Annotated in this window: 13 protein-coding genes and 2 pseudogenes; 7 read left to right on the forward strand and 8 right to left on the reverse strand. The window is 59.1% G+C overall.

The features are described from left to right. Positions 1-324: 324 nt before the first annotated feature. The 3 genes from BLLJ_RS09575 to BLLJ_RS09585 form a co-directional block, all read right to left on the reverse strand. Positions 325-930, reverse strand: a complete 606-nt coding sequence (locus BLLJ_RS09575; protein WP_013583012.1) for a YesL family protein — start codon at positions 928-930, stop codon at positions 325-327. Positions 931-1,135: 205 nt separating this feature from the next. Beyond that, entirely contained in the window at positions 1,136-1,978 is an 843-nt protein-coding gene (locus tag BLLJ_RS09580) for a carbohydrate ABC transporter permease (protein WP_007056981.1), read from the reverse strand. Next, on the reverse strand, positions 1,978-2,832 hold the full coding sequence (locus BLLJ_RS09585; protein ID WP_007052964.1) for a carbohydrate ABC transporter permease: 855 nt from the start codon (positions 2,830-2,832) through the stop codon (positions 1,978-1,980). The genes BLLJ_RS09580 and BLLJ_RS09585 overlap by 1 nt, the downstream gene beginning before the upstream one ends. Positions 2,833-3,214: 382 nt before the next feature. Between BLLJ_RS09585 and BLLJ_RS09590 the strand changes: the two genes are divergently transcribed. After that, entirely contained in the window at positions 3,215-4,231 is a 1,017-nt protein-coding gene (locus BLLJ_RS09590) for a LacI family DNA-binding transcriptional regulator (protein ID WP_007054086.1), read from the forward strand. A 254-nt stretch (positions 4,232-4,485) separates the two neighbouring features. Here BLLJ_RS09590 and BLLJ_RS09595 read toward each other — a convergent pair whose 3' ends face one another. After that, a complete protein-coding gene (locus BLLJ_RS09595) occupies positions 4,486-5,832 on the reverse strand; it encodes an ABC transporter substrate-binding protein (RefSeq protein ID WP_013583013.1) in 1,347 nt (448 codons plus the stop codon). Between the two features lie 386 nt (positions 5,833-6,218). Beyond that, positions 6,219-6,932, reverse strand: coding sequence for a histidine phosphatase family protein (locus BLLJ_RS09600; protein ID WP_013583014.1), 714 nt, complete (start codon positions 6,930-6,932; stop codon positions 6,219-6,221). A 91-nt stretch (positions 6,933-7,023) separates the two neighbouring features. Here BLLJ_RS09600 and BLLJ_RS09605 point away from each other — a divergent pair, with 91 nt between their 5' ends. The 4 genes from BLLJ_RS09605 (at position 7,024) to BLLJ_RS09620 (ending at position 13,718) form a co-directional block, all read left to right on the forward strand. Continuing rightward, positions 7,024-7,401, forward strand: coding sequence for a DUF4235 domain-containing protein (locus BLLJ_RS09605; RefSeq protein ID WP_013583015.1), 378 nt, complete (start codon positions 7,024-7,026; stop codon positions 7,399-7,401). A gap of 182 nt (positions 7,402-7,583) precedes the next feature. Continuing rightward, a complete protein-coding gene (locus BLLJ_RS09610) occupies positions 7,584-8,351 on the forward strand; it encodes a nitroreductase family protein (RefSeq protein WP_007052970.1) in 768 nt (255 codons plus the stop codon). A gap of 292 nt (positions 8,352-8,643) precedes the next feature. Next, positions 8,644-11,382: a YhgE/Pip domain-containing protein gene (locus tag BLLJ_RS09615; RefSeq protein ID WP_074709969.1), complete on the forward strand. Its 2,739-nt coding sequence runs from the start codon at positions 8,644-8,646 to the stop codon at positions 11,380-11,382. Further along, positions 11,379-13,718, forward strand: coding sequence for a YhgE/Pip domain-containing protein (locus BLLJ_RS09620; RefSeq protein ID WP_007052973.1), 2,340 nt, complete (start codon positions 11,379-11,381; stop codon positions 13,716-13,718). Before BLLJ_RS09615 ends, BLLJ_RS09620 begins: the two co-directional genes overlap by 4 nt. Before the next feature lie 115 nt (positions 13,719-13,833). Here BLLJ_RS09620 and BLLJ_RS10750 read toward each other — a convergent pair whose 3' ends face one another. Together BLLJ_RS10750 and BLLJ_RS10990 are read right to left on the reverse strand one after the other, a co-directional pair. After that, positions 13,834-14,085 carry a hypothetical protein gene (locus BLLJ_RS10750; protein WP_007052974.1) on the reverse strand — a complete coding sequence of 84 codons (252 nt, stop codon included), beginning with the start codon at positions 14,083-14,085 and terminating at the stop codon, positions 13,834-13,836. A 117-nt stretch (positions 14,086-14,202) separates the two neighbouring features. Then, positions 14,203-14,529 (reverse strand): annotated as a pseudogene (locus BLLJ_RS10990) (IS30 family transposase); the annotation flags it as partial. A 194-nt stretch (positions 14,530-14,723) separates the two neighbouring features. On the opposite strand from BLLJ_RS10990, the gene istA reads away from it, so the two are divergent. Both istA and istB read left to right on the forward strand, forming a co-directional pair. Further along, positions 14,724-16,226, forward strand: coding sequence for an IS21 family transposase (gene istA / locus BLLJ_RS09630; RefSeq protein ID WP_013140934.1), 1,503 nt, complete (start codon positions 14,724-14,726; stop codon positions 16,224-16,226). Positions 16,227-16,243: 17 nt separating this feature from the next. After that, positions 16,244-17,008, forward strand: a complete 765-nt coding sequence (gene istB / locus BLLJ_RS09635; RefSeq protein ID WP_012472066.1) for an IS21-like element ISBlo1 family helper ATPase IstB — start codon at positions 16,244-16,246, stop codon at positions 17,006-17,008. 112 nt (positions 17,009-17,120) lie between these two features. Here istB and BLLJ_RS09640 read toward each other — a convergent pair. Continuing rightward, positions 17,121-18,071 (reverse strand): annotated as a pseudogene (locus BLLJ_RS09640) (IS30-like element ISBlo4 family transposase); the annotation flags it as partial. Positions 18,072-18,108: the final 37 nt, after the last annotated feature.

An 18,108-nucleotide genomic window follows, 5' to 3' on the forward strand; every position in this document is an offset into this window, starting at 1 on the left:
GTCCTTTGCCTCGACCCACTTGTCGGGTGTCTCGTTCGCCTCTACGTGAACGCAAACATTATTTGCGATGATACCATTACGGCACTGAGACTCAGTGTGCCAGATTCCTTATGTATATAAGCACTTACAGGGGGGCAACCGCCCAGCCCGAACACTCCCCGTATGCCAAAAGCCCCCTTCCAAGCCAATCACTAATACCCCTCAATCGGCACCCCGCTCCGCCAGCCGCCCCAAACTGTTATCAATTTGTTATCTTTACCGCGCTTGCGTGGACAGAGAACGCTCAGACCTCGAAGATCGCCACATATTCGTGAGAGAACCCGCCTAGTCAATGAGATATGGATTGAAAACACGCTCGGTAACGGGGATATGGAGCATCAGCATGGTGCCGTAACCAAGGATCACCAGCAGGAACAGTCCACCGGGCATGTGGAACCAGCTGGCCGCCAGCAGTGCCACGAACACGGCATCCACGATGACCAGGGCCACGGTCATCGCGATGTGGGAGATGCCGAAGATGAAGGCGTTCTTCAAGGTGCCGGCCACGGTGTTCTCGAAGCGTGCCTGAAGCGCGAACACCCATTCGAAACCGATAAGCCAGAGGATGGTCAGCGCGAATTTGATGATGAGCAGCGGCGTGATCTGCAGGACGATCCATGACCAGACCAGTGCAATCAGCACCACCAAGAACGGCAGCCACAGCAGTGTGGCTTTGATGAAGTTGGCTTTGAATGACTTGAAGTAGTTGGCGGTTACGCCTTTGCCCTCGCCCTCGATGGAGCGGCGGCAAGCATCATGGCCGGCGGTCAGGGCCGCACCGATGGTGATGAGCGGAATCGAAGTGACCAGCATCAGAATGTTGATCCATACGCCGTCAACAAGATTGCTCCACGCGCGCATGAATTTCGAGTCCGGTGCCAGCCAGTTCATCAACTACTCCTCGTACAGCTTTTGGCTCCCCTCAGGGAGGGGAGCCAAATTGTCGGGCTCAACCCTTGACCGCTCCGCCTTCGGCCCTGCAATTACGGACTCGCCTACGACGAGGCTCATCATTAGCTTCGCCGCTGTCGCGGCTCAGCCTGGAGCCTGCTGGAAGCCCACTGGGCTTCCAGCCATGGGCTGACGACGCGAGTCGTCAGCCCTTGACGGCTCCCGCCATGACACCAGAGACTATATACTTCTGGCATACCAAGTAGAAGACGATGATGGGGATGATGGCCAGCACCAGGCAGGCCATCATGGCGCCCATATCCACGGAACCGTAGCCGCCCTTGAGGTATTGCACGGCGACCGAGACGGTCTTGTACTTGCCGAGGTCGAGCGTCAGGTACGGCAGCAGGTAGTCGTTCCAGATCCACATGGCTTCGAGGATGGCCACCGAGACGATCGACGGCTTCATAATCGGCACCACGATCTGGAAGAAGATGCGCGGCACTGACGCGCCGTCGATCATGGCGGACTCCTCAAGCTCCTGCGGGATGCCCTTGATCACGCCAGTGAAGATGAACACGGCCAGACCGGCACCGAAACCGAGGTACACGATGCACAGGCCCCACGGGGTATTGAGCTTCAGCATGTCGGCGATCTTGGAGAGGGTGAACATCACCATCTGGAACGGCACGATCATATTGAACAGGAACAGGGTGTAGAGCAGCTTCGCGGCCCAGTTGTTCACGCGCACGATCCACCATGCGCACATCGAGGTGCACACCAGAATCAGCGCCACCGAGCCGACGGTGATAAGCAGCGTCCAGCCGAAGGAGGCGAAGAACTGCGTGGTCTCGATGCCGCGCACATAGTTCTCAAGTCCCACGAACGCCTTGCCGGCAGGCAGGGAGAACGCGTTCTTGGAGATGTACGCCTTCTGCTTGAAGGAGTTGATCAGCACCAGGACGATCGGGAAAATCCAGAACAGGGAGACAACGGCAAACAGCACGGTCCATAATGCGCCATGCTTCACAGGCTTGTTCTCGTTCATCAGGCTGCCACCTCCTTGCTCGTGGTGAGCTTGTTCTGAATCAGGGCGATGACCGCGACCAGGATGAAGAACAGCACGGCCTTCGCCTGGCCGACGCCTTCCCAGCCCATACGGCCGTAGAAGGTGCGGGTGATGTTCAGCGCCAGACCTTCAGACATGTTGCTCGGCGCACCGTTGGTCAATGCGAGGTTCTGATCGTAGAGCTTGAAACCGTTGGTCACGGTCAGGAAGGAGCACACGGTGATGGACGGCATCATCAGCGGGATGATGATGCGGAACATGGTCTGCCGTCCGTTGGCGCCGTCCACGGCCGCAGCCTCCAGCACGTCGGTGGGCAGGGCCTGCAGGCCGGCGATGTAGATGATCATCATGTAGCCGATCTGCTGCCAGCACACCAGGATGACCAAGCCCCAGAACCCGTAGGACGCCTTATAGGTCAGGGCGCGGCCCCAGTGGGCCAGCACGCCGTTCAGGAGCAGCAGCCAGATGTAGCCCAGGATGATGCCGCCGATAAGGTTCGGCATGAAGAATACCGAGCGGAACAGCGTGGAGCCCTTGATCGCCTTGGTCAGCATGTAGGCGATGGCGAAGGCGATCACGTTGATCACGATGGTGGTCACGATGGTGAACGCGGTGGAGAAGCCGAGCGCGTGCAGGAATTCCTTGTCTTTCAACGCTTTGCCATAGTTCTTAAGCCCCACCCATTCACCGTCGGTAACGGTGGTGAATTCGCAGAAGCTTAAGTAGACGCCCATGATGAAGGGCACCAGGAACCCGATGATGAATGCGGCGAATGTGGGAAGCGCGAACAGCGCCCACCATCTGCGTATCGCCTTGCCAGCCATGCTGATCATGACTTTTCCTCCTCCTTGAGTCCGCTGCGTTGCGACACTGCATCGTGCGCCGGCTGCGGAGTTCAACTCAATGCGAGCTTGCCGATCGAGAACCGCATGCACGGCCTGTTCTCGTTCAAGCCTATGTTCATAGTAAACGTCGAATCATTATATGTCAAACGTTGTCATTTTAGGCGTTTCAAGTTCGAGCATACTCCGGTTCCAGCAATCTTCTTTCACCTAAGATAATGGCTATATAAAGCCAATCTAACGCCGACATAGACACTTTGCAAACGTTTGTAATACAATCGTTGTCATCGCCGCAGATCAATCAATCAGCATGTACACTGGAGTCAGTTGTGCATGTGTATTGCGATTTTCCATTCAACGCAAGGGGGCTGCAATGGCTACGAGCATTCAGGATGTCGCCCGCGAGGCCGGCGTCTCCATCTCCACCGTCTCACGTTCCTTCACCAGGCCGGATCTGGTGTCGGCCAAGACCCGCGAGCGCGTGCTCGCCATCGCCGACAAACTCAATTTCTCACTCTCCCGCTCGGCTGCGGCCCTGAAATCCGGCCGCTCCCTGCGCATCGCAGTACTGATGAGCGGCCATATCCGCCTGTGGTTCACCGCCTCGGTCATCGAGGGGCTCAACGAGGTGCTGCACACGCAGGGCTACGATATTTCGGTATTCCAGATTTCCAGCATCGAGGAGCGCAAGGAATTCTTCGAGATGTTGCCGGTACGCCGTAACGCCGATGCCGTGATTGTGGCGTCTTTCGATATCGACAACAACGAAATCGCGCAACTGGCTTCGGTCGGCGTGCCGATCGTCGGCATCAATTCAGTCGAACCCGAAGCCCGCGGCTTTACCGCCGCCGTCAATATCGACGATGTGCAGGGCTCCACGCTGGCCGCCCGCCATCTTATCAATCTCGGACATCGCCGCATCACCTACATCAGCACCAATCGCGAGGTGTCGCTGAGCTTCTCCGTGCAAAGCCGATTCGACTCATTCACCGCCTGCTGCCGCAGGGAAGGCATCGAGCCGCAGGTTATCGTCTGCAAGGTCGATGACGATGGACGTTATGAAATCAGCGACGTGGTCAACCAACTCATAAGCCAAGACGAGATGCCCACCGCCATCGCATGCCAAGAGGACGGCATTGCTTTGCCGCTTATGTTCCAGCTGGAGCGCAATGGATTCTCCGTGCCCGGCGACGTCTCGTTGATCGGCTACGACGATAGTTTCTACACCGGCGATATCGGCCTGACCACCATCCGCCAGGATCCGGTGGAAATGGCCCGCGTGGCAGCCCGCATGACGCTCGATCTCATTGACGAAAAGCCGATTGAGCAACCCTACATCGTGTTCCCGGCCCAGCTGAAGGTCCGCTCCTCCACCTCCCGCGTTAAGTAGGCTCACACAACAAAGCCCACCATAGAAAAAGTGTGAGGCAACCGCACAATAACGCTCAATCGCACATTGTGGGAAATGGCGAAAAATCGCCAATCTATGGACACACAGTGTGTGATTGAGCGGGTGCGTGCCTCACACTTTTTTGCGGCGGACGATTTTGTGCGAGACTCAGCAATACAAAGCGGCGCCCCCGGAGAAGGAAATGGCAGGGGCGCCGCGGATTGTTACTTATCGGCTATGGGACTCTATGAGACTCAGTGCGAAGCCTCGTATTCGGAAGCCCAACCGTCCACGAAGGCGGTCTTGACGGCATCCCACTTGCCGGTGCCCTGCGCGTACTCGAGCAGTGCCTGGCCGACCTTGTTCTTCCACTCTTCGGACGGCATCATGGTGAAGTTCCAAGAAACCTGGGTCTTGCCGGACTTCTGATCCTCAACAGCGGCTTCAGTCAGCGGGTTGTCAAACTTGACATCATCGAAGGTCTTGAACGGGGTGGTGAAGCCCATGTCCTGAGAGATGGCCTTCTTGCCGGTGTCGGAGGTGATCACCCAGGAGAGGAAGTCCTCGGTGGCCTTCTTGTCGGCGTCGGAGGCCTTGTCGTTGATGCACCAGTAGTTCTCGGAACCAGTGGCCAAGCCCTGCTTCTCTTCACCCTTGACACCGGTGTAGATTGGCATCATGCCCACGGATTCGGCCTTCATGCCGGCCTTCTGCAGGTCGGTCCAAGCCCAGGTGCCGTTCTGATAGAAGGCAGCCTCGCCGAGCGCGAACTCGGAGTTCGCATCATCGCCGGTCTTGGCGCTCAGCTGGGTGGGGTCGGTGGTGGAGTCGGTGATGTACAGGTCGAAGATCTTCTTGTAGTTCGGCAGATAAGTGCCCTTGATGGTGGCCGGCTGCTCGGTGACGTTGTCGTCCTTGAACTCATAGTAGAGCGGCAGGTTGGCCAGATGGGTCTTGAATCGCCAGTCGGAGCTGGAGTCGAAGCCGGCGGAGGTGAACGCGCCCTTGATGCCAAGCTCGTCCTTGCGGGACTGCATGTCGTCAGCCACGGCCTTCAGGGTGTCGAAGTTGTCGATTTCGTCCATGGACGTGGCTTTGGCACCATCCAGCGCGAAGTATTTGTTAAGGATGTCCTTGTTGTAGATCAGGCCGTAGGTTTCCATCACGTACGGCACACCGACCACCTTGTCGCCGTCTTTCAGGGCCACGTCCTGGTTGGTGAGTTCCTTATACACATCCGTGTTGGACATGTCGGCGGTGTACTTCTTCCAGTTCTGGTAGCCGACCGGGCCGTTCACCTGGAACAGGGTCGGGGCCTCGGTCTTGGCAATCTCGGACTTCAGGGTCTGCTCGTAGGTGCCGGAGGCCGCGGTCTGGACCTTGACATCAACGCCCTTCTCCTTGGTGTACTCCTTGGCCAGAGCGGCCCACTGATCAGCCGCTTCCGGCTTGAAGTTCAGGTAGTAGACCTTGCCCTTGGAGTCGTCGCCGGAAGTGGAGCTTCCACAAGCGGCAAGGGTTCCGAGGGACATTGCAGCGATGGCCGCCACTGCGACCGCTGACTTCACTGTACGATTCATCATCGAACCTTTCTCTTTCATCGTCGACCCGGCCATCCCCGGTCAGGACAGGTACGCTAACACGCACCTTTATGACTATCGACATGCACTATTGTGCAACGGTTTGCTTCTTTTTGCAAACGATAGCAATATCGGCGCGTCATAAATCATCATTTTCAGGCCATTGTCAACAAATATCCCATTAATTCGGTCATTTTTGCCTCATTATCGCAATGCAAGCGTTCGCAATTATGAGAGCGCTAACATATCTTTCATGGCAATCGATTGCCACTTATACCCATCAAAAAAACAACACGGCGACGCTATCGTTTGCAAATCATTTATCGACATACCGCAATTCCCACCACAAACAATAAAGGCCCGCCCGCAGCAGCAGGCAGGCCAGCGTAATCACAGCGCAACCGGGGCTAGGCGTTCCACCGTTCGATGACGTTATCTCCCTTATAGACGCTGAGCACCGAGTAGTGCGCCGTATCCAAACGCAGCAACCGCGCGAAATGCGGGTCCACGCCCAGCCATTGCGAGGTGAGGATGCGCAGGATGTGCGCATGAGCCACCAACAGCACATTATGGCCGTCTTTCAGCAGCGGCGTAATCTCATCGATGGCGCTCTTGGCGCGTACCGCTGCTTCTTCCAGCGTCTCGCCAGGCCCGGCATGGACCGGCACCTGCTCGCCCGAAGGTAAGGTCTCGACCCAATCGCCCTCCAGCGTGGGCGTCAGCGAGCGCGGCCCGTCACGCCACACATCCCATTCAAAACCGCTGGCCTCACTCACCTGCTGGCGCGTACGCCCCTCGGCTCGGCCGTAATCCCATTCAGCGATGCCGTCCAACACACCGTGGCCCGCAAAACCGGCCAGTTCAGCGGTTTGGCACGCCCGCTTCAGCGGACTGGAAAACACACAGCCCTGGCTGAATCCTTCGGGGAAAGCTTCGCGCAGGCGCCTTCCGGCATCCGCTGCCTGCTGCTCGCCGACCGCAGTCAACGGGATGTTCGTGCGCCCGGTATGCTGCCCGGATTCGCTCCACACGGTCTGGCCGTGGCGCAGCAACACCAAAAATCCGTTGCCGCCACGAGAGTTCTCGACGGCAACGGTGCCGTTCACGTTCTGTTCGCTCATGCCTCCACTCTAGTCTGCGCTCGTTCATGACTCCACCATTAACGCCCATCTTTTGCGCTGAGATGATTGAGATGCTATTAGACTGAGAGTCATGAGCGACGAAACGAACACCGACTTCCCCTCCAGCGCCGACCGTGCGGTCGACAGCCTGCACCGCATCGACGAGAAGGTCAACAGGCTGCGCGAGGACCGGCTCAACGACCCTGATTCTCTGGGCGACAAGCTCATCAAGTCGGCAGTCCCAGCGCTGGCAGGCTTGGTTGCCGGCAAAGCATTCCAGATGATATGGGACAAGGGCACAAGCAAACGCAATCTGCGCAAGGGACTGGCGGCAGACGCGCCGCAAAGTCTGGCAATGAGTCTGACATTCGCCGCCGTTTCGGCCGCACTCGGCGCAGTGGTTTCGCAGCTGTCGGATCGGGGCTCCAAGGCGTTCGTCGACCACCGCCATCGCAAGCCCAGCCGCTAATCCCCCGGTTGGATGATGGTTTCTGTTGGCTGACTGATGACTCATCGCTGGAATTTCGTCAAGGAACCATCAGTCAATCGACAGGAACCATCAGTCCAGCACAGTTCCGCCACACAATATCGGCATTTCACTGTGAGGTAATCCACCGTGGCGTCCGGCGTCTGCCGTGCGACAATAAAGCCATGGTTACCAACGCAACAATCGAGGCTCTTCTGGGCCGCCGCTCCATCCGTAAGTTCAAGGACGAGGCCATCGACGACGATACCCGCGCCACGCTCGAAACCGTCGCCCAACATGCCGCGTCCAGCCAGTTCCTTAACGACTGGTCCGCCATCCGTATCACCGACCCGGCCACCAAAGCCAAGCTCGCCGAATTCGGCCATCAGCCGTATATCGCCACCGCGCCGTTGCTGTACGTGTTCGTCATCGACGAGCACCGCAACGCACGCATCGCCGAACGCAAGGGTATCGATCCCGCTTCCGACGAATTCCATCTCAAGTACAGCTATCGCTTCACCCAAGCTCAGAACGACGCAGTGCTGGCCCTGCACGCCATGGAGACCGCCGCCTATTCGCTGGGACTGGGCTGCGTGATTCTCGGCTCTCTGCTCAACAACATCCCCGGCCTTATCGACGTGCTGAATCTGCCGGAATACACGTATCCGGTGCTGGGTCTGGCCATCGGCAAGCCCGATCAGAACCCGACCGTCAAGCCGCGCATGCCGCGCACGATGCAGTTCTTCGAGAACACCTACCCGGCTGACGCCGATGGCGTACTCGACCAGCTGCCCGCCTTCGACGAGGAAGTTCACCGGTACTACGATCTGCGCCAAGCCGACCGTCCGGTGGACGCCTTCAGCGATCAGGTCGCCACGATCAGTCGGCAGGATGTCAGCCATCAGACACTGCTCGACAAGGCCGCCGCTCAGGGCTTCCGTCTGGATCAGTGAGACCAGAACCAACGAGATAGCCTCGGATAGGCTCGTCACTGAGTCGTCTCGGTCTCAGCACTGCGACGACTCAGTTCCAACACCTCAACATTTCATCACCGGATACCGGCAAAATTGCACAACCATCCCGCCGGTGTCGCACCATCAACAAACGTTCACATATCAGTCCCATTATGCGGACAACCAACGGCCAGTTTTGCAAGAAAACCCGCCAAACCAGCAGTATTCGCACCAGTGGTGGGAATAGACTGCATGTGGCCGCAATGACTACGAACCGGAAAAGAGGGACTGGATGCGGACAGTTTGGCAAGTCTTTCTACGCGATTGCAGACGTATCTTACGCAATCCCGTTGCCGTTGTGGTGACGCTCGGCGTAGCAATGCTGCCCTCGCTGTACGCATGGTTCAACATTCTCGCCAACTGGGATCCCTATTCAGCCACCGGCAATCTGCAAGTGGCCGTAGCCAATGAAGACCAAGGCACCACCAACGATCTGGTCGGCCATCTCGATGCGGGCCGGCAGGTCGTCAAGAAACTCAAGCAGAACGACGAACTCGGCTGGCGCTTCGTAGACAATGAGGAACAGGCCGTCCACGGCGTGGAGACCGGCGGATACTATGCAGCCATCGTGCTGCCCAAGGATTTCAGCGCCAGCTTGGTCGAATCGGTGACCGGAACCTCCAAACAGCCGAAAATCAAGTATTACGTCAACGAGAAGAAGAACGCGATCGCGCCGAAAATCACCGACACCGGCGCCACCACCATCGATGAGCAGATCAACTCCGCCTTCGTCACCACGGTAGCCACCACCGTTGCCTCGGCCGTTTCCGAAGCGGGAGACGATCTCGACCAAGTCACCGGCAAAGTCCAGCACGATACGATCGATGATCTCAATACGGTGATGTCCACGCTGAACACCGTTCAGGATTCACTCACCGACTTACAGGACACGCTGGCCCAATCAGACACGATTCTCGCCGACGCCAAACAGACCACCGCCTCACTCAAGCAGACCGTCGCGGCCGCGCAGAATGCCTCCCGCCAGTCCGGCACACTGTTGGCGGAAACACAGGCCGGGTCACAAGCCTTCTCCACCACACTGGTCGGCGCGCTCGACAGCAGTTCAGCACAACTCTCCGGACTGGCCGTCCACGTCAACAACGCCGCCGGCAGCATCACCGGTTCCTTCAACAGCGCGCAGAACTCCGTCGACACCATCACCAACACACTTTCGGCCCCACTGAACGCCACCCAAACGTCAATCAGCGATCTGAAAGACGCGCTGACCAAAGCCGGCATCGGCAAAGACACCACCGACCCGGTCGGCCAGAACATCTGGAAACAAATCGATGCGCTCGACTCATTGATCAGCAAACAGCAGACACAGCTCAACACCTTCCATACCGACACCACACAGTTCATCAACTCCGGCAAAGACGCCACCACGAACCTTTCCGGAGCCATGACCAACACCACCACCGGCGGCATCGCGGCGCTGAATACCGCGCGCGGCTCGCTGACCGGCACCGTGATGCCGTCGCTCACCTCATCATTGAACAGTTTCGCCGCCCTGAACGGCACGCTGGATGGCACGTTGACTTCGTTGTCCGGCACCTTGGATCAGGCCGACGGGCTGTTCGACCAGCTTGTCGATACCCTGAACCAAACAAAAACCACCATCAGCAGCACGCAGGATTCGCTGCGCCAGGTGGCCAGCGATGTCGCCACCGTACGCACCGATATCGCCACGCTCGATAGTTCCGCCGCTTACCAGAAAATCCGGGATACGCTGCATCTGGATGACAAGGGATTCGGCGACTTCATGGGCAATCCCGTCACCCTGACCACGAAAGTCGTGTATGCCACCGACAATTACGGGTCCGCAGTCACCCCGTTCTACACGAATCTGGCACTGTGGGTAGGCGGTTTCGTGCTAATCGCCATCTACAAGCTTGAGGTCGACCGCGAGGGCATTCGCCGTATCACCGCTACGCAAGCATATCTTGGCCGCTGGCTGCTGCTGGTCACCATCGGATTCCTGCAAGCCGTCATCGCCACCATCGGCGATCTGGTGCTTGGCATCCAATGCGAGCATCCGCTGCTGTTCATCTTGGCCGGGATCTTCTGTTCGTTCGTATACATCAACATTATTTACGCACTGGCCGTGGCGTTCCGCCATATCGGCAAAGCCATCGCCGTAATTCTGGTCATTGTGCAGATACCCGGCGCCTCCGGCCTGTATCCGATTGAAATGATGCCGAACTTCTTCCGCGAACTGCACCCGTGGCTGCCCTTTACCTACGGCATCAACGCGATGCGCGGCCCGATTGCCGGCCTGTACGCGAACCATTACTGGCTCGACATGCTGCACCTGTTCTGGTATCTGCCGGCGGCACTCTTCGTGGGACTTGTCATACGCCGGTATGCGATGAACCTGAACGCGCTGTTCGACCGTCGTTTGGGAGATACCGACCTGATGATCACCGAGCACAACAGCATGGTGAACGAACAGGTGAGCTTGAACTCCGTATTCCGCACGGTGTCCGACAGCAAGGAACTGCGCGATATCATCGCCCATCGCGCGCACCGGTTCTTCGCACGGTATCCAAAGATGATCGTTGCCGGTCTGGCATTGCTGACCGTACTCCCGTTCGTATTCCTGGTGCTGCTGTTCGTCACCCAAGAGAAAATCGCCATGCTGACCTCCTGGATTCTGTCGATTATTCTTATCGACGCCTATCTCATTGTGGTTGAATACGCACGCGAAACCTACGCCATGCAGCTTGGCGTCAGTGCCATGAGTGCCGACGAGTTCCGCAATGTGATGCTCAACGGATATGTGTGGCGGCGTTTCCACGGCCACGGACGTCACGAAGCGGCGATGGGCAGCAATCCGGATATCGGCGAAACCACTGAACGACTCACACTGTTCGGCGATCAGGCCGCCGAGCCGACTGCGCACACCGCACAGTCCGGTCAGTCTGGGCAGTCTGGGCAGTCTGGGCAGTCTGGGCAAGGAGGCGCACGATGAAGCTTATCTGGAAAATATTCGTACGTGACGTGCGCCAAGCCACCCGCAATGTGATCGCCGTAATCGTGGCTATGGGATTGGTGATTGTGCCGGCACTGTACGCCTGGTACAACATCGCCGCCAGCTGGGACCCGTACGGCAACACCAAGGCCTTGAAGGTCGCCGTGGCAAACGTGGATAAGGGCTATAAGTCCGGTCTGATGCCGATCACCATCAACGTCGGCGAAACCGTGACCAGTACGCTCAGGGCCAATCATGACCTTGACTGGCAGTTTGTGGATCGTGCTAAGGCCATCGATGGCGTGAACTCAGGCGAATACTATGCCGCGCTGATTATTCCAAAGAGCTTCAGCTCCGATATGATGACGCTGTTTTCACCGAAGATCAAGCACGCCAAGCTCGAATACTATCTCAATGAGAAAATCAATCCGATCGCTCCGCATATCACCGACCAGGGTGCTACCACCGTGGCCACGACCATCGACCAGACATTTGTGAAGACCTTGGCGAGCGTGGCGCTGGATTTGGTTTCCAACGTGGCCGATTACGCGCAAAGCCCGCAAATGGAGCAGTACGTCAACAACGCCTCCAGTCATATTGCCACCATGTCGTCTCGTTTGACCGGCACTGCGTCGCAGATGGATTCCTATGCCAATCTGCTCGGGGCCGCCAACAGCATCATTGATTCCACCGATAAGCTGCTGGGATCAACAGGCTCAGCTGCGGCCACAACCAAAAAGGCGTTGAAACAGACCCGCAACGGCGTCTCCAGCCTCGACAAGGCATTGTCCGGAGCCACCGATGGCGTCGGTACGGCATTGCAGCAGGCCGGTTCATCCTACGACACCATTGCCAAGCAAATCGATGCCGCTTTTGCCGATGTGGGCTCACAATCCTCACAGATATCAAACAAGCTAACCGATATGCAATCCAAAGTGGAGGCTCAGGCCGACAGCTTTGGAAAGTATGCCGCCGCTTTACGAGATCTCGCCAAACAAGCGGCTTCACTGCCCGTGGGCGGAGATACCGTTGCCGCTCAACTGAACGCGGCTGCAGACCAAGCCACAAAGGCGCAGCAGAGCATGCAGCAAGCCGCCACCGCGTTGGGCGATGCGGCCACGCACATAGCAAACGGTACTGCCGATGCCGATACAGCGCGTCGAGATCTGAAATCACAAATCGCTGCCGCCAAACAATCGATTACTCAGGCTTCAGACACGTACAAGAGCACGCTGAAACCGCAACTGAACAATCTGACCTCGTCCATGGACGAAGTGACCACGCAGGCAAGTTCCGTAATCGACGGGCTTGCATCGACCGTAAGCAGCGTGTCAGGTCTTTCTGGCGGCGTTTCAGACAGCCTGACGGACATCCAGTCGGCCTTGACTGACGCAGCTAGCGCTTTGACCCGTTCGGCGAAGAAACTCGACAACTTGTCTTCCCAACTCGCCTCTATCACCAATGGCGGCACCATCGACCTGTCTGCGATTTCCTCTGCGAAGCCCGATGCCATTGCTTCCATGCTGGCGGCACCCGTAGCGGTCGACCGCATCGCGCTCTATCCCGTTGCCAACTATGGTTCCGCGATGGCTCCGTTCTACACGATTTTGTCTATTTGGGTCGGTGCGATCATTCTGGTCGCCATGTTGAAAGTATCGATTTCCGACCATGAGAAGGCTCGTATCTTAGGGTTGGGCAATGATCTGCCGCTCGGTTCGGAAGTGGGTCTTCGCGAGGCCATGATTGCCGGGCGGATTGCCGGACCGGCCGCCGCGTTGGATGTGCTGAAGAAGCCGCGTGCCGAGGCTCCCGGCAATGCGCGGCAGTTCGGTTTACGCTTGCACCACGAATATTTCGGCCGATACATGATTTTCGGTTTCCTTGCTTTGCTGCAAGGTACGCTGGTGTGCCTGGGCGATATGTTCTATCTCGGCGTGCAGTGTGAGCATCCGATTCAGTTCTTGATGGTCGGGTGGTTGTCTGCACTGGTGTTCTCGAATATTGTGTATACGCTGACCCTGTCGTTCGGTGATATCGGCAAAGCCATTGCCGTAGTACTGCTGGTTATGCAGGTAGCCGGTTCCGGCGGCACATTCCCCATTGAAACACTGCCGACGTTCTTCCAGGTCGTTTCTAAATGGCTACTGTTCCCCTATGCGGTGGATGCGATGCATTCGGCCATGGCAGGCTCATTCGGCATGGAATACTGGGTTTCCATGGGCAAACTGGCACTGTTCCTTGTCCCCTCATTGCTGTTGGGACTTATGTTGCGCAAGCCGGTAATTCGCTTCAACGATTGGGTTATCCGCAACCTTGAAAACACCAAGGTGATGTAAGTGTTGGACGAAGTGTGTCCGAGCGCCCTGAACGCTTAGCAGCCTACGACCTGACGTGTTTGGACCGTAACCTGTCTCAGACACGGCGTTGGCGAGGTCTGTGGAGCTTCTGACGCTAACGTCTACGTGGCTTGTAGCCCTTTTTACGACTGTGTGGCTTGAGTTGCTGGTTCAGCGGTACATGCCGGTAACTGGATTGCGGATCGCGATGCGTGAGATGCCAGCATCCGCAAAATTCGCAACGGTACACCCATAGCTCAACTCCGCGCTCGATTAGGCTTTGATCAGCGGCACGCTGAACCTGCGCCTTATCGTGATACATGATTTTATTCGACGTAGCGCAACGTTTAGGGGTGAAGTAATGCATAGCAGAAGCCAGTGTAGAGCGACCCCATAACCAAGCCAGTTGGCAGATTCTAGTGGTGGTTGCAACACCTGAGGTTTGAGCGGCCTTCCATGGTCACGTTGTCGGTTGTTGAGGTTATCACGCGGCGTCGAGCAGTTCGATGATCTTCTCGCTTGGTTTCATGAACCCGAGGGTTTTGCGTGGCCGGTCGTTGAGTTCCTCGGCGACCGCGTCGAGGTAGTCCTCCGGGTAGACGGATAGGTCGGTGCCTTTGGGGAAGTACTGGCGCAGGAGCCCGTTGGTGTTCTCGTTGGTGCCGCGCTGCCACGGGGAGTGCGGGTCGCAGAAGTAGACGGCCATGTCCAGCGAGGCGCCGATCCGTTTGTGCAGGGCGAGTTCCGCTCCCTGGTCCCAGGTCAGGCTGTTGCGCAGGAGTTTGGGCAGGTGCTGCATCTTGTCGATGATGTGTTTTGCTTCAATGTTTGTTCGACAGGTTCGGCAGTGTTTTTCCGTAGTGTGGGCTGATGGTTTTCCCCGGTGTCGTCATCGTTTCCCGGTGATGTGATAGGCATCGGTGCCGCCGCCTGTATATTCCCGAGTTGCCAATCGGTTTTGATTCGGCCGGTTGCCGCCGGCCGGCGCTCGGGAAGGAAAGGAACATGGCGATACCGATGCCCATTGTGCAAGATATCAGGAGACTCGACCGGCAGGGAATGTCGCGCGCGCAGATAGCGCGGCGTCTTCACGTGGATCGCGGGACGGTCGCGAAGTACGCGGATATGGAGGATTGCTCGCCCAAGCCGAAGGCGGATCGCAGGTACGGGTCGAAGATCGACCCGTACGCGCATCTGGTGGACGAGTGGCTGGAGGCCGATCGTCTGCTGCCCAGGAAGCAGCGGCACACGATCAGGCGCGTGCACGACCGTCTGCTGGCGGAGACGGATTACGACGGCGAGTATTCGACCACGATGCGTTACGTGCACCGGTGGCGCGAGGCGAACCGCGGCGTGCCGGATCGCGAGGGGTACGTGCGGCTCGAGTGGGCGGCGGGCAGCATGCAGGTCGATTTCGGCGTGGCCCGGGCCCGGATCGCTGGCGAGATGGCGGACGTGCATTGCCTGGTGGTCTCGTTGCCGTATTCGAACATGCGGTTGTGCGTGGCGTTGCCGGGCGAGAACGCGGAGTGTCTGTGCCATGGCCTGATGCTCGTGTTCGAGCATATCGGGGGTGTTCCTCCCGTGATCGTGATGGACAACGCGACCGGTGCCGGCCGGCGCAACGCGAAGGGCGAGGTCGCGTTGACCGGGGTGTTCTCCGCGTTCGTGGCGCATTACCGGCTCGAGGTCCGGTTCTGCAACCCGTATTCGGGCAACGAGAAGGGCAGCGTGGAGAACGCGGTCGGGTTTTTGCGGCGCAATCTCATGGTGCCGCCCATGCGCGCGGAATCGTATGGGCAGTTGAGCCGTCTCCTGCTGGAGCGGTGCGACGGGCTCGCCAGGGACTCGTATTGCCCGAGGTTGCTGGACGTGCCCGTGGCCGAGGTGTTCGACGAGGAGAGGGCCGCGTTGATGCCGTTGCCGTCCACGGCGTTCGACCCGGTTCGCTGGGAAAGCCGGACGGCCGACAAGTACGGGCTGGTCGACATCGACTCGAACCGGTACCTCGCCGGCCCCGATTCGGCGCGTTCCAGGGTATTGGCCGCGATCCGGTGGGACACGGTCACGCTCACCTCGCCCGCCACCGGCGAGCTCTTCGCGGAGTATCCCAGACAGTACGGACGGTCGCGCAATGTGGAGGATCCCGCGCTCGTGCTTCCCCGGCTCGCGGTCAAACCCCGCGCGTGGCGGGAAAGCTCGATCCGCCCGGACGTGCCCGACGATATACGCGCGTGGCTTGATTCCATGGACGAAAAGACGTTGAGGGAGAGCCTCAAAGCGATCGGGGACGCGTGCCGGGCGGCCGGGTTCGATCCCGCGATGCAGGCGTGCGGCGAGATCCTGCGCTCGAACAGGGACATGGGCCTGCACGCGGACTCGCTCACCCCTATCGCGTTGCGCATGCGCGACGGCGAGTGGGAATACCCCGGCGGGATCGAGGAGCCCGACCTGAGCGGCTACGACCGGTTCATCACCGGCACGGACGACGGAGGGGAAGAACGGTGAGCGTCAGACCCGATCCGGTGATCCCGGAGACCCGCCGCCGTCGCGCGTCCACGACCGAGAAGAGCGAGAGGATCCTGAAGATGAGCCGCAGCCTGACCCTGACACGCAGCGTGCTCGCGGGCACGCTCGCCGAGGCCACGCCCAACCAGCTCGACTTCATCGAACGATGGTTCACGGCCGAACTCGACTCGCGCGAGCGATCCAAACGCCTGCGCCTGCTCAAACAGGCCGGCTTCCCCGCCGACAAGACCCTCGACGGCTATGACTGGACCAACCTGAAGATGCCCGCCGACTGGGGGCGCGCGCAGCTCGAGAACCTCGACTTCGTCGCCGGATGCGAGGACCTCGTGCTCTACGGGCCCGTCGGCACCGGCAAGAGCCACCTGGCCATCGCGATCGGACGGCTCGCCTGCGAGCGGGGCGTCCCGGTGCGCTTCTTCACCGCGACCGGACTGCTCATGCGTCTGCGCCGCGCCCAGCAGGAGAACCGGCTCGACCGGGAACTCGCGAGCATCGGCAAGGCCCGACTTCTCATCATCGACGAGTTCGGCTACCTGCCCATAGACGAGGAGGGCAGCAGGCTCCTCTTCCAGATCATTTCCGATTCCTACGAGACAAGGAGCATCATCTACACCACCAACATCGAATTCAGCGGATGGGGACGCGTGCTCGGCGACAAGAACATGGCCGCCGCCCTCATCGACCGCACCGTCCACCACGGACGGCTCATCAGATTCGAGGGCCGCTCCTACCGAAGCGAACACGCCCTCATGACCAAATAACCAACACAACGCAGACAGGCAGCGGCCGATACCGCACACCCTGCGGAAAACCCGCTGCCTACACTGCGGAAAAACACCGCTCACAAAGCGGACGCCAACTTGCTAAAACACAGATGATGGCCTGCTGGACGTGTTCGGCGTCGTGCCCGTCGGGCAGGTGCAGCAGGATCGTGAACCTGGTGGTGCGCTCGACGAGCGTGCCGATGGCGCTTTTGTTGCGGCTGCCGGTGATGAGATCGCCCTCCCAGTGGCCCGGGACCGCCCGGTCCTCGATCTCCGGGGGTCGCTCCGAGATCATGGCCATGGGTTCGCGGAAACGGGGTTTGCGGCCTTGGCCGCCTTGGGGTCTGCGGGCGGTTCGCCCCTGCCTCATGGCGCGTTTCAGCTCCTGCTTGAGTTCGCCCCTGGCCTGCAGGTAGATGGCCTGGTAGATCGTCTCGACGCTCGCGTGCATATCCCCATTATCCGGGAAGTCCAGCCTCAGCCGGTTGGCTATCTGCTCCGGGCTCCAATGCCTGCGCAACCCGGCGGCGATCTCGTCCCACAGTCGCGTGCCCTCGGCCGCCTTGCGCGGTTTGGGGCGTTTGAGCCGGTCCGCGGCCTTCTGCTGGGCGCGGTAAGGCTCGTAACCGCCGGACTCGGGATTCCTGTTGCGCTCGACCTCGCGGCTGACCGTGCCGGGGTCGCGGCCCAGCAGGCGGGCGATGGCGCGGATCGAATCGCCCAGACGCAGACGGTCCGCGATCTGGATGCGCTCCTCCTGGCTCAGGTAGCGCGGATGGAGGGTCTTGGGTTTGTCCATGGTGGAACGATACCAGTCCACCAGGGGTTTCTCGTTCCTTCCCGTGGCGCGCGTCCTGCCGTTGCGCCACGCCTTGCCGGTGCGTTTCGAGACGCCGACCGCGTGCGCGGCCTGGGTGAAGTTCATGCCTTCCTCGTCCAGCAGGCGCACGTACTCGGCGCGTCTCGCCTCGCACATCAGCTTCCTCGTCGGATATTCGACGCCGTTGAACGTCCAACGGTGTTCCCCGCCACGGTCTTCGTTTCGGTGGCTTCTGGTCACCTGACCCTCCTTGCGGTAGGTCAGGTGTTGCAACGAT

Origin of the sequence: Bifidobacterium longum subsp. longum JCM 1217, from assembly GCF_000196555.1 — a bacterium.
Classification (GTDB): Bacteria; Actinomycetota; Actinomycetes; order Actinomycetales; family Bifidobacteriaceae; genus Bifidobacterium; species Bifidobacterium longum.